This window comes from Proteus sp. MB838 (assembly GCF_054767435.1).
The window spans coordinates 20,785-34,142 of the sequence record NZ_BAABMO010000025.1; the positions used below are offsets into that span (position 1 = coordinate 20,785).

The 13,358-nt window shown below is 42.4% G+C and carries 13 protein-coding genes; 8 read left to right on the plus strand and 5 right to left on the minus strand.

Annotation, left to right across the window (positions count from 1 at the left end):
- Window positions 1–36 precede the first annotated feature (36 nt).
- The 5 genes from rng to mreB form a co-directional block, all read right to left on the minus strand.
- Window positions 37–1,506, minus strand: a complete 1,470-nt coding sequence (gene rng, locus ACYUCW_RS11890; protein WP_046335258.1) for a ribonuclease G — start codon at window positions 1,504–1,506, stop codon at window positions 37–39.
- Window positions 1,503–2,090: a Maf family protein gene (locus ACYUCW_RS11895; protein ID WP_004248907.1), complete on the minus strand. Its 588-nt coding sequence runs from the start codon at window positions 2,088–2,090 to the stop codon at window positions 1,503–1,505. Before ACYUCW_RS11895 ends, rng begins: the two co-directional genes overlap by 4 nt.
- Window positions 2,091–2,141: 51 nt before the next feature.
- On the minus strand, window positions 2,142–2,630 hold the full coding sequence (mreD, locus tag ACYUCW_RS11900) for a rod shape-determining protein MreD (RefSeq protein ID WP_026090452.1): 489 nt from the start codon (window positions 2,628–2,630) through the stop codon (window positions 2,142–2,144).
- A gap of 5 nt (window positions 2,631–2,635) precedes the next feature.
- Window positions 2,636–3,682 (minus strand): rod shape-determining protein MreC, encoded by a 1,047-nt coding sequence (mreC, locus tag ACYUCW_RS11905; RefSeq protein WP_063215785.1) that lies wholly within the window; start codon window positions 3,680–3,682, stop codon window positions 2,636–2,638.
- A 101-nt stretch (window positions 3,683–3,783) separates the two neighbouring features.
- Entirely contained in the window at window positions 3,784–4,827 is a 1,044-nt protein-coding gene (gene mreB / locus ACYUCW_RS11910; protein ID WP_460408664.1) for a rod shape-determining protein MreB, read from the minus strand.
- Between the two features lie 686 nt (window positions 4,828–5,513).
- Between mreB and acuI the strand changes: the two genes are divergently transcribed.
- From acuI to dusB, 8 genes are all read left to right on the plus strand, one after another.
- On the plus strand, window positions 5,514–6,488 hold the full coding sequence (acuI, locus tag ACYUCW_RS11915; RefSeq protein WP_012368829.1) for an acrylyl-CoA reductase (NADPH): 975 nt from the start codon (window positions 5,514–5,516) through the stop codon (window positions 6,486–6,488).
- 433 nt (window positions 6,489–6,921) lie between these two features.
- Window positions 6,922–7,365 (plus strand): type II 3-dehydroquinate dehydratase, encoded by a 444-nt coding sequence (gene aroQ / locus ACYUCW_RS11920; protein ID WP_004245332.1) that lies wholly within the window; start codon window positions 6,922–6,924, stop codon window positions 7,363–7,365.
- Window positions 7,366–7,397: 32 nt separating this feature from the next.
- Window positions 7,398–7,868 carry an acetyl-CoA carboxylase biotin carboxyl carrier protein gene (gene accB / locus ACYUCW_RS11925; protein ID WP_004245333.1) on the plus strand — a complete coding sequence of 157 codons (471 nt, stop codon included), beginning with the start codon at window positions 7,398–7,400 and terminating at the stop codon, window positions 7,866–7,868.
- Between the two features lie 12 nt (window positions 7,869–7,880).
- Complete coding sequence (gene accC, locus ACYUCW_RS11930) at window positions 7,881–9,230, plus strand: acetyl-CoA carboxylase biotin carboxylase subunit (RefSeq protein WP_004245336.1); 1,350 nt, start codon at window positions 7,881–7,883, stop codon at window positions 9,228–9,230.
- 230 nt (window positions 9,231–9,460) lie between these two features.
- Entirely contained in the window at window positions 9,461–9,709 is a 249-nt protein-coding gene (locus tag ACYUCW_RS11935) for a YhdT family protein (protein WP_004252713.1), read from the plus strand.
- Entirely contained in the window at window positions 9,699–11,144 is a 1,446-nt protein-coding gene (gene panF, locus ACYUCW_RS11940; RefSeq protein ID WP_004245338.1) for a sodium/pantothenate symporter, read from the plus strand. Before ACYUCW_RS11935 ends, panF begins: the two co-directional genes overlap by 11 nt.
- A 24-nt stretch (window positions 11,145–11,168) precedes the next feature.
- Window positions 11,169–12,050 carry a 50S ribosomal protein L11 methyltransferase gene (prmA, locus tag ACYUCW_RS11945; protein ID WP_460408666.1) on the plus strand — a complete coding sequence of 294 codons (882 nt, stop codon included), beginning with the start codon at window positions 11,169–11,171 and terminating at the stop codon, window positions 12,048–12,050.
- Window positions 12,051–12,371: 321 nt separating this feature from the next.
- Entirely contained in the window at window positions 12,372–13,343 is a 972-nt protein-coding gene (gene dusB / locus ACYUCW_RS11950) for a tRNA dihydrouridine synthase DusB (protein ID WP_004248899.1), read from the plus strand.
- Window positions 13,344–13,358 lie beyond the last annotated feature (15 nt).

Below are 13,358 nucleotides of genomic sequence, written 5' to 3' on the forward strand. Positions count from 1 at the left end.
CTTTCTGCCATCATATTTATTAGCAAGGCGAATCCATTACATCATCACCACATCAAACTGCTCCTGACTATAGAGTAGCTCAGTTTGCACTTTGACTTGCTTCCCAACAAAAATTTCCACTTCGGCTAAAGCATGTGATTCATCACCTTTTAGTGCTTCCACAACAGCGGGGGCGGCATAAACCAAAAAGCGATCTGCGTCTATGGTTTTATGAACACGAACAATTTCTCGTAATATTTCATAACATACCGTTTCAACTGATTTTACTGTACCACGGCCTTGGCAAGTAGGACAGTCATCACAAAGTACATGCTCGAGACTTTCACGGGTTCGTTTACGTGTCATCTCAACCAAACCTAATTGTGAAAAACCATTGATGGTCGTTTTCACGCGATCTTTGCTCAATGCTTGTTCTAAGGAAGCTAATACTCTACGGCGATGATCTTCATTACTCATATCAATAAAATCAATAATGATAATGCCGCCTAAATTACGTAATCTCAGTTGCCGCGCTATCGCCTGACTCGCCTCAACATTGGTATTAAAAATCGTCTCTTCTAAATTACGATGACCAACAAAAGCGCCCGTATTGATATCAATCGTTGTCATTGCTTCGGTTTGGTCGATAATCAGATAGCCTCCTGATTTTAACTCAACCTTTCGCTCTAACGCGCGCTGAATTTCACTTTCAACCCCGTAGAGATCGAAAATAGGTTGATTACCTTGGTGTAATTCAAGTTTAGCGGTTAATTCAGGAATATACTCACCAATAAACTCCTGTAATTGATGATAAGTCAATTTAGAGTCAACTCGAATGCTATCTAATTCAGCCCCTGCAAAATCACGTAGAATACGTTGTGCTAAAGCGAGCTCGCCATAAATTTGAATGCGCGTTTTATTTCTTTTTTTACGCTCAATGATTTTATTCCATAGGCGCTTTAAAAAAGCAGCATCTTGTTTTATTTCATGTTCGCCGACACCTTCAGCGGCGGTGCGAATAATAAACCCACCATTTTCATCACAATACTCTTCTACCAAGTGTTTTAAGCGCTCACGTTCTTCTTCACTTTCAATACGTTGTGAAACACCCACATGAGAAGCCCCCGGCATAAACACCAAGTAACGTGATGGTAATGTGATATCTGTTGTAAGACGTGCCCCTTTTGTACCTAGAGGATCTTTCACCACTTGTACAATCAAGTCCTGACCTTGATGTACAAGTTGCGCAATATCACGAACATTAAATTTTTTCTGCTCTTCACCCGCGATACATTCCGTGTGAGGCATAATATCAGAAGCATGTAAAAAAGCGGCTTTCTCAAGCCCAATGTCAATAAATGCAGCTTGCATCCCAGGTAATACACGACTTACCCGACCTTTGTAGATGTTTCCGACAAGACCTCGTTTGGCTTCTCTTTCAACGTGGATCTCTTGTAGTATGCCCCCGCTGATATAGGCCACTCGGGTTTCAGAGGGAGTCACATTCACTAATAGCTCTGCTGTCATGAAATCTCCTTATCATTCGCTAGAGACAAAAATTGAGCTATCAATGCTTCGGTTTCAACAAGCGGTAAGCCGACAACAGCATGATAGCTACCCTCAATCCGTTGTACAAAACGGCCTCCTTTTCCCTGAATACCGTAAGCGCCAGCTTTATCCATTGGCTCTCCCGTTTCAATATACGCACTAATTTCACTTTCTGTCATCTTTCTAAAAGTCACATCCGTGACAACTAATTGGCTTATTGTTCGGGTTTTATCTGAAATAGCAATCGCCGTCATCACTTGGTGGGTTGCACCTGAAAGATTACTTAGCATTTGTGCTGCATGCGCTTTATCTCGTGGTTTTTCCAGAATACGACCTGCTTGAACTACGATAGTATCAGAGCCTAATACTGGATAGTCATTTGTCGCTTGACGTACCCCCTCTTGAGATTTCTCTCTCGCCAAACGGATAACATAATCTTCCGGTGCTTCACCTTGTTGCCAAATTTCATCAATTGCCGGTGTAATGGTGCTAAATTGAACATCCAACAGTGACAGAAGCTCTCGCCTTCTGGGGGAACTCGATGCAAGGTAAAGAGTGATCACAATAATATCCTCATGACGGTGACACAAAAATACCGTCATGATCCAGAGAGGTTAATGAACTGAAAACTGGTGACGGACTTTGCGAAGCAAAAAATAAAGCCATGGCCAAAGAATACCACTGACTGGACTATTCCAGAATACTTGTGGGTGAAAAGTCACGGGAGAAAGCAAAAATTCTGCCCAAAATACAGTAAGATCAACCACGCCAATCGCTAACATTACCACTAATGACTGTTGCCATAACGCTAAGTTACAAAATAATTGATATTTAAAGGCGATAACATAACTTACTAGGGTATAAGCCAACGCATTTACGCCTAATGTTGTCCCTTGCACTAAGTCCATGCTCATCCCAAGAACAAATGCTGTTCCAACGCTAATACGATGAGGTAATGACGTTATCCAATAAATCAGAAACAACACTGGCCAAATAGGGCGATAAACTTCTAGTTGCTCAGGCCAAGGCATAATTTGTAACACCAAAGCTATTAGAAACGAGAGCCAAATAATCCAACGCCCACGGCTACGATAAGGATTGATTGTCACTATCTACCTCGATTCGTATTAGGTTGAGGTTTACTGTTTTCCGTTGGTGCTACTGGTGCTATATCACTTGGGGTGGCGCTATTTTCCGTTGGCTCTTGTGACATAGAACGAGGCAGTGGTGGCCCCGCTTGTTCATAGTTAGGCAGTACCTGTGGCATTAATTGCATCAAACGTTCATTGGCAGCACGGTAAACCTCTGAAGGTAACGGTGGCGCTTGTTTCTTCTCTGAGGCGTTCCATAATAGCAACAGATAACGTAAACGTTGTAATTCAGCAGAAGGTCGCACATTAATCACCGAATAAGCACGTTGATTATCGACTTTTACCGAAGAAACAACCCCAACAGGATAACCTTCAGGAAAGCGTCCCCCTAATCCTGAGGTGACTAACACATCCCCTACACGAATATCGATATTCGCAGGTAGTGCCTCTAACAGTAGATCATCCGCACACCCAGCCCCTGAGGCAATAACGCGAATATCATTGCGTAATACTTGTACCGGTAATGCATGAGAGGTATCACAAATTAACAGTACTCGGCTGGTTAACTCACTTACGGCAATAACTTGTCCAACAACGCCTTTATCACTAATAACAGGCTGACCTTCATACACCCCATCATTAGTGCCTTTGTCTATCACCACTTGATCTCGATAAGGCGTACTATTACCAGACAACACTTGTGTTACCGTCATTTGCTCATTTTGACGTAAAGGTGAACCAAGTAATTCTCGTAAGCGGGCATTTTCTTGTTTAAATTGTTCCAGTAGCTGACTTTCACCACTGCGAACAAGAAGCTCTTTTCTTAGCGCTTGATTTTCAAATTGTAAACGTTCGCGAGTTGCAAAGGTTTCAGAGAGTTGATCAAGGAAACGACGAGGCCCATTTGCAAGAAAATAGAAAGGACTCACAGCAGTATCCAAATACTGACGGACTTTTGAAAAAGCACCTATGCGATTATCAGCAATTAACAACGATATCGCGATAATCACAGCGATTATTAATCTTAGTTGCAGGGAAGGCCCCCGACTAAAAATAGGCTTCATAAACTCTAAGATCACTCACACGGAGAAGTAAAAGAACAGGTGTTAATATTGTTATATTGTGATTAAGGGGGAATCCTTTCTCCCTTACTCGCACAATAATATTAATCTTCGCTAAATAGATCGCCACCGTGCATATCGATCATTTCTAATGCTTTACCACCACCACGAGCCACACAGGTAAGCGGATCTTCAGCCACAATAACAGGAATACCTGTTTCTTCCATTAATAAACGGTCTAGGTTACGTAACAGTGCCCCACCCCCCGTTAAGACCATACCTCGTTCTGAAATATCAGAAGCAAGCTCTGGCGGACACTGTTCTAAGGCAACCATCACAGCACTTACAATACCTGTTAATGGCTCTTGTAAAGCTTCGAGGATCTCATTGGAATTTAAAGTAAAGCTACGTGGTACCCCTTCCGCTAAATTACGTCCACGTACTTCAATCTCATTTAATTCGCCTGAAGGATAAGCAGAGCCAATATCATGCTTAATACGCTCAGCGGTTGCTTCACCGATCAATGAACCGTAGTTACGACGTACATAATTAATGATAGCTTCATCAAAACGGTCTCCCCCAATACGTACAGAAGAGGAATAAACCACACCATTTAATGAGATAACCGCAACTTCTGTAGTCCCACCACCAATATCAACGACCATTGAACCCGTCGCTTCAGATACCGGTAAACCTGCACCAATTGCAGCAGACATAGGTTCTTCAATTAAAAAGACTTCGCGAGCACCCGCACTAAGTGCCGACTCGCGGATAGCCCTACGCTCAACTTGTGTCGCACCAACAGGTACACACACTAATACACGAGGGCTTGGACGCATAAAGCTGTTGTTATGAACCTGTTTTATGAAGTGTTGAAGCATTTTTTCGGTTACATAAAAATCAGCAATAACACCGTCTTTCATTGGACGAATAGCTGCGATATTCCCAGGTGTACGCCCTAGCATCTGTTTGGCTTCATGCCCGACGGCTGCAACACTTTTTGATGTACCTGCGCGATCTTGGCGGATCGCAACTACAGAAGGTTCATCGAGAACAATACCTTGTCCTTTGACATAAATCAGGGTATTGGCGGTACCCAAGTCAATAGACAGATCGTTGGAAAACATGCCACGAAATTTTTTAAACATACGAAAGGATAATCCTGCAAGCCGGGACGGAAAAATCCGTCTACTCTACCAACCACAATAAGCAGCGACAAGGCGCGATCCGCTACTTAGTTAAAAGTGGACACGTGAATAATCATAAAGGCACAATATTCTACGTTACTTTTCCCAATTGGAGCAGAAAAAAACTGCATAAAAATGGGCTAATTAAAACGATTAACGCATAAATTCGATCCTACGTAAGATTTATTTGACTTAATCACAATACAAATCACGTAGATATCGACAAAGAAAAATCTTACTTGGTTGCCACACTGTGACACAAAAGTAAGGGTTCAAGTTCAAATAAAATTTATTCATTTAATTATTCACATCAGCAATATCTATTTTCGATAACATTTACCCCATCATTTGATGAAGATAGCGATCATCATACTCATCTTGATGGTGGCCAAAACAACCTATTAGCTTAATTTCAATAAACGAAGATAAATGTTATTTTTGGCCCAATCGTAAAATATTTTAAGTATCAACTCACAACAAAAATGTAAAACTCAGAATAATCTCTGCTTAAATGAACATAGAACCCATCGTTTATACACTAAAAAGCGTTAATTTGTCTCATTATTACACGAGATATTGTGCACAATCACAACGCTTGCTAAAAAATCACCTATCATGACAGAAACGGATAGCAATAAGAGGTCATCATGAAAGCATTATTAGTCGAACAACACAGCGATAAACTTAGCGCCGGCGTCCAACATATCGATGAATCACAACTCCCTATTCATGAGGTCATTGTTGATGTCCACTACTCGACACTAAACTACAAAGATGGCTTAGCCATAACAGGTAAAGGAAAAATTCTACGCCAATTTCCAATGGTTCCCGGTATCGATTTTTCAGGAGTGGTTCACCATACAGAAGATCCCCGCTTTCATATTGGACAACATGTGTTACTAACCGGTTGGGGGGTAGGTGAAAACCACTGGGGCGGTTTAGCACAAAAAGCGGGCGTTAAAGGTGATTGGTTAACGGCGCTGCCTGAAGGACTGTCGTTAAAAAATGCCATGATCATTGGTACCGCTGGTTTTACTGCCATGCTTTGTGTGATGGCGTTAGAACAAGGTGGCATAACACCCGATAGTGGTGAGATTTTAGTTACAGGTGCCAGCGGTGGTGTCGGTAGCACCGCAATTAGTTTATTAACCGCACTTGGCTATCAGGTTACCGCTCTCAGTGGCAGAGCCAGCAATCACGATTATTTACGTAAACTGGGGGCCGAGCATATTATCACCCGTGAAGCATTTGAGGCTGCGGGTAAAGCGTTAGATAAACAGCGTTGGGCAGGCGCTATTGATACCGTAGGTGGACAAATCCTTGCCAATATCTTGTCACAAACACATTACAATGGCACCGTTGCCGCCTGTGGATTAGCAGGAGGATATACGTTACCTACTACAGTCATGCCATTTATTTTACGCAATGTTCGTCTGCAAGGTATCGATTCCGTCTATTATCCAGCAGAAAAACGCGCTCAAGTATGGCAACGTTTACTACAGCTATTGCCTGATACATTTTATCAGCAAACAGTAACCGAAATTACACTCGATGAGGTGCCACGCTATGCTCAGATGATAATGGATAATCAAGTAACAGGTAGAACCTTAGTTAAGTTGTAATTATTTATCATGATTTTGAGCTAATTTCTGGCATTAAACGGATTAATTTAATGCCAGATTATTGCGTTTTTAATATTAAGCCTGGTTAGTAATGTGATCTAGATCACATTTATAACATATATTATCGATCTAGCTCAAAGAAGCGTAGATTTCCTGTCACATCAATAAATAACGTCATGTTATGATTATTTTTTAAACTTCTGTTTATTTTACTTTCTTGGTTTTACAATCTTGTAAAAACTTTTAACTTTTCATCAAAATAATCCCATCTTTCCCTGATTAGACCAGTATTTTGCTGTTATCTTCTGTGAAATGTCTATAATGTCGGACTTTGTGATTTGTATCGTAACATTCGATACAATAAAAGATGACAAAACGAAAAGCACAGGTTATTTTGTCATTTCGTTGACGAATTGACGGAGATAGAAGCATAATGTCGGAAAATTTTCATATTTTGCTCCTGAATGGTCCGAACTTAAACCTGCTTGGCACTAGAGAGCCGGAAACTTACGGACACCTAACTCTGAATGATATTGTTCAAAGTTTGTCAGCGGATGCTCAAGCATTAAATGTGAAACTGACTCATTTTCAATCAAATGCTGAACATGAGCTAATAAATAAAATTCATGCGGCGCGGGGAAATGTTGATTATATTCTTATCAACCCTGCAGCATTTACGCACACCAGTGTTGCACTGCGTGATGCATTATTAGGGGTGAATATTCCATTTATTGAAATTCACCTATCCAATGTCTACAGTCGGGAACCTTTCCGTCACCACTCTTATCTTTCTGATATCGCAACTGGCGTAATCTGTGGATTAGGTGCTGAAGGGTATCGATTTGCTTTACAGGCAGCGGTCAACCGCTTGTCTTAATAAAAAACATCAAAAGAGTACGGAATCAACTCATGGATATTCGTAAAATTAAAAAACTGATCGAGCTAGTCGAAGAGTCTGGCATTTCTGAACTGGAAATTTCTGAAGGTGAAGAGTCAGTACGCATCAGTCGCAACTCTGGCGTTCAGGGTCAAATGGCTCCTCAGCAATATTTTGCGGCACCAGCAGCACCTCAACCTGCATTAGCAGCTGCTGTTGCACCTGTAGCACCAGAAACACCAGCGGCTACAGCAACGCAAGAAATTAGCGGCCATGTTGTTCGCTCACCAATGGTAGGTACCTTCTATCGTTCACCAAGCCCAGAAGCAAAAGTCTTTGTTGAAGTGGGTCAGCAAGTCAATGTTGGCGATACACTGTGTATCGTTGAAGCAATGAAAATGATGAACCAAATCGAATCTGATAAAGCGGGCGTTGTTAAATCTATCCTTTGCCAAGATGGCGATACTATTGAGTTTGACGATCCACTCTTTGTCATCGAATAACGAGGCAGGCCCATGCTAGAAAAAATCCTCATTGCCAACCGTGGTGAAATTGCACTGCGTATCCTAAGAGCTTGTAAGGAACTTGGGATCAAAGCAGTCGCCGTTCACTCCACGGCAGACCGTGATTTAAAACACGTTCTGCTGGCAGACGAGACTATCTGTATTGGTCCCGCTGCTTCAGCAAAAAGTTACTTAAATATTCCGGCAATTATTGCCGCGGCAGAAATAAGTGGCGCGCAAGCCATTCACCCAGGATATGGCTTCCTGTCTGAAAATGCCGATTTTGCCGAACAAGTTGAACGCTCAGGTTTTATTTTTATTGGCCCTAAAGCGGAAACCATTCGCCTAATGGGTGATAAAGTTTCCGCTATTGAAGCGATGAAAAAAGCCGGTGTTCCTTGTGTACCAGGCTCAGATGGCCCATTAGGTAACGATACAGCCAAAAATATCGAAATCGCCAAACGCATTGGTTACCCTGTTATCATCAAAGCATCAGGTGGTGGCGGTGGTCGCGGTATGCGTGTTGTTCGCTCAGAAAAAGACTTAGCGCAAGCAATCTCCATGACCCGTGCGGAAGCCAAAGCGGCATTTAGCAACGATATGGTCTATATGGAAAAATACCTTGAAAATCCACGCCACGTCGAAATTCAGGTGATGGCCGATGGACAAGGTAATGCTATCTATTTAGCTGAACGTGACTGCTCAATGCAACGTCGCCACCAAAAAGTAGTTGAAGAAGCACCAGCACCGGGTATTACCCCTGAGATCCGTAAAAATATCGGTGAACGCTGTGCAAATGCCTGTATTGAAATTGGCTACCGCGGTGCGGGTACGTTTGAATTCCTCTATGAAAATGGCGAATTCTACTTTATCGAAATGAATACCCGTATTCAGGTTGAGCACCCTGTTACTGAGATGATCACCGGTGTTGACCTTATCAAAGAGCAACTGCGTATTGCATCAGGCTTACCATTATCGGTCACGCAAGATCAAATTCACGTTCATGGACATGCTATTGAGTGCCGTATCAACGCAGAAGATCCAAAAACCTTCTTGCCAAGCCCGGGAACCATCACTCGTTTCCACTCACCAGGCGGATTTGGTGTACGTTGGGAATCACATATTTACGCAGGTTACACCGTTCCACCACACTATGATTCAATGATTGGTAAATTGATCACTTACGGTGAAACACGTGAAATTGCGATTTCTCGTATGAAAAATGCGTTGGCAGAACTTATTATTGACGGCATTAAAACCAATATTGAGCTACACCAATTCATTATGAATGATGAGCAATTCCAAAAAGGTGGTACTAATATTCACTACCTAGAAAAACGCCTAGGTTTAACTGAAAATTAATCTTTTTAGCTTATCAGTAAAAGGCATAGTTTATCGACTATGCCTTTTTTATTCGACTAAATAGTCTATTAAATAACCCAAATAAGTTCCTGCAGCACACTTAACCGCCAATCAATTCCTCATCATTTGATGCCACCAATAAGTTTATGATCAATTTTCACTGAATCACCTCTCACTTTCCCGTACAATCCTTCCCATTCGTTTTAATCCTATAAAGATTGGGAGAACAGATGGACAAGCGTTTTGTTCAGGCCCACAAAGAAGCCCTCTTGGCCTTAGTGCTTACTTTTATCTACTTATTGGGTTGGTTACTTACTGCCTATTTACCCGATAATAGTGTGGGACTAACCGGCCTACCGGTTTGGTTTGAGCTTTCATGCCTATTTTTGCCTGTGCTATTTTTTTTACTGTGCTATCTGATGGTACGCTATTTTTTCAAAGATATGCCGTTAGGAGATGAGCATGACAATGCAAACTGAGGTTATTGTGCCACTGGTTGGCTATCTCTTATTGGTCTTCCTATTATCCGCATACGCATATCGTAAACGTGAAAAAGGGCAATTTCTTAACGAGTATTTTCTTGGTAACCGCTCTATGGGTGGATTTGTCCTTGCAATGACCATCACGGCAACCTATGTCAGTGCTAGCTCTTTTATTGGTGGACCAGGAGCGGCTTACAAATACGGCATTGGTTGGGTACTTCTTTCGATGATCCAGCTCCCCGCTATTTGGCTCTCCCTCGGGGTACTAGGTAAAAAATTTGCTATTTTGGCGCGTCGTTATAACGCCGTCACCCTAAATGATATGCTCTATGCTCGCTACCAAAGTCGCTTTTTAGTCTGGTTTGCCAGCTTAAGTCTACTGGTAGCTTTTGTCGGTGCCATGACCGTACAATTTATTGGTGGTGCTCGCTTATTAGAAACCGCGGCGGGTATTCCCTATGAATTTGGTTTGCTGATATTTGGTATCTCAATCGCATTATATACAGCGATAGGTGGATTTAGAGCTAGTGTATTAAATGATGCCTTACAAGGCCTTGTGATGTTATTGGGCACCTTTATTTTGCTTTTTGCCATTATCTACAAGGCGGGTGGTTTAGATATTGCAATACAAAAACTAAATGCTATCGATCCTGCCCTTACCTCACCTCATGGTGCTGACGGCATTTTAACTGGCCCCTTTATGGCGTCATTTTGGGTATTGGTCTGTTTTGGGGTTATCGGCCTTCCCCATACTGCAGTGCGCTGTATCTCTTATAAAGACAGCAAAGCCATGCACAGAGGGATCATCATCGGCACCATCGTGATGGCGTTATTAATGTTTGGTATGCACTTTGCGGGCGCATTAGGTCGGGCAATCATTCCTGATCTCACCGTGCCAGATCAAGTTATTCCAACCTTAATGGTTGATGTATTACCGCCTTTTGCTGCCGGTATATTTTTAGCGGCACCGATGGCAGCCATCATGTCAACGATTAACGCACAACTGCTACAATCATCAGCGACATTGGTTAAAGATCTCTATCTCAATCTCGCGCCTCATGCCATAAACAATGAAAAACGCATTGCGCGTTTATCTAGCCTATCTACTTTGATTTTAGGGATCTTATTGCTATTTGCTGCATGGAACCCGCCATCAATGATAATTTGGCTCAATTTACTTGCCTTTGGTGGACTACAAGCGGTTTTCTTATGGCCTCTAGTACTTGGCCTTTACTGGAACAAAGCAAACCGTTATGGCGCGATTGCGGGCATGATAACCGGTGCCACACTCTATGCTACACTGGCAACATTTAATATCCAGATTGCTGGATTTCATCCTATTATTCCTGCGCTGTTATTGAGCTTAGTGGCCTTTCTTGTCGCAAATAGGTTTGGAGAACAAACCTTGCCTCAATCTGCTCCATTACAGTGAACTTGTTTTTAAAAGAGATTAATTATGCCTTGGATACAATTAAGACTAAATGCCACCTCAGAAAACGCCGAAGCCATTGGTGATGAGTTGGTTGAAAGTGGCGCGGTATCAGTAACCTTTCAAGATAGCCACGATACCCCTATTTTTGAGCCATTACCGGGAGAAACTCGCCTCTGGGGTGATACCGATGTTATTGGCTTATATGATGCAGAAACCGATATGAGTATCATCGTGGCTATGTTAGAAAACACGGCGGTGCTGGGTAAAGGATTTGTACATAAAATCGAACAGTTAGAAGATAAAGATTGGGAGCGCGAATGGATGGATAACTTCCACCCTATGCGCTTTGGCGAACGTTTATGGATTTGCCCAAGCTGGCGTGAAGTGCCTAATCCTAACGCTGTAAATGTCATGCTCGATCCAGGTCTGGCATTTGGTACTGGTACTCACCCAACCACCTCTTTATGTCTACAATGGCTCGATGGTTTAGATCTCGCAGGTAAAACCGTTATCGACTTTGGTTGTGGCTCAGGTATTTTAGCCATTGCAGCATTAAAACTGGGGGCTGCGAAAGCGATAGGTATCGATATCGACCCACAAGCTATCCAAGCAAGTCGCGACAATGCACAACGTAACGGTGTCGCTGATGCACTGACGCTATACCTTGCTAAAGACCAACCAGACAATCTCAGTGCCGATGTAGTGGTCGCAAATATCTTAGCTGGTCCATTACGTGAATTGGCTCCTATTATCAGCACACTGCCACGTCAAGGGGGGCATTTAGGTCTTTCCGGTGTTCTTTCCACACAAGCTGACAGTGTTGCACAAGCTTATCAAGAACAATTTACTTTAGATCCTGTGGCTGAAAAAGAAGAGTGGTGTCGTATTACCGGAGTGAAAAAATAACAAAGGTTAAATATTAAACAATTTGCGATAATATTAAACAGTTAAAGTTTCACTTAATGATTATTTATCAGGCATTAATCACAATTTTGCCTGATAAATATCACCTTGTTGCTTGAGTTTGTTACTTCTCTATATTTAAATTTAAAATTTTAGAAAAACATTAACGCATTGTTTTTATTGACTAAATAATCTATTTATAAAAAATCAAGTATAAAAAAGTAACTTTTTTTCGCGATTTGGTTAAACTTTGTCCTTTCATATCTGGTAAAAAATGCGTAATATACGCGCCCTTGCAGTCACAGTTTGGCCCTCTTTTCATCTATGCGAATCGGACAGTATCAGTTAAAAAATTGCCTCATTGCAGCTCCAATGGCTGGCGTTACAGACCGACCTTTTCGGTCACTTTGCTATGACATGGGTGCGGGGATGACAGTTTCTGAAATGCTTTCTTCTAATCCTCAGGTTTGGAAGACAGACAAGTCTCGGTTACGGATGGTACATAGCGATGAATTGGGGATCCGCTCCGTACAAATTGCGGGAAGTGACCCTGTTGATATGGCTACAGCTGCGAAAATAAACGTAGAAAGTGGCGCTCAGATTATCGACATTAATATGGGTTGTCCGGCAAAAAAGGTGAATAAAAAGTTAGCAGGCTCGGCATTGCTGCGTTATCCGGATTTAGTCGCAGAGATCCTTTCTGCGGTGGTCAATGCGGTTGATGTACCTGTTACACTCAAGATCCGTACAGGATGGTCACCTGATGAACGAAACTGTGTAGAGATTGCCAAATTGGCTGAAGATTGTGGTATTGCGGCTCTCACCATTCATGGACGTACGCGCGAGTGTTTGTTCAAAGGTGAAGCTGAATACGACAGTATTCGGACAGTTAAGCAGAGTGTCTCTATTCCCATTATTGCGAATGGAGACATAACTGACCCGCTAAAAGCCAGAGCAGTGCTTGACTACACTGGAGCCGATGCTTTAATGATCGGTCGCGCTGCTCAGGGAAGACCCTGGATCTTTCGGGAAATCCAGCACTATCTGGACACAGGTGAACTGTTGCCTCCTTTGCCGATTGCAAAGGTGCAACAAATAATGCAAAAGCATGTGCGTGAATTGCACGACTTTTACGGTCAAGGCAAAGGAACTCGCATTGCACGCAAGCATGTCTCTTGGTATCTCAAGGAACATGCCCCTGATGACCAGTTTCGGCGCTCCTTCAACGCCATAGAGGATGCCAGCGAACAGCTGGAGGCGTTGGAAGCATATTTCGAAAATTTTTTGCGTAAATAAATAAAAGAGCTGACA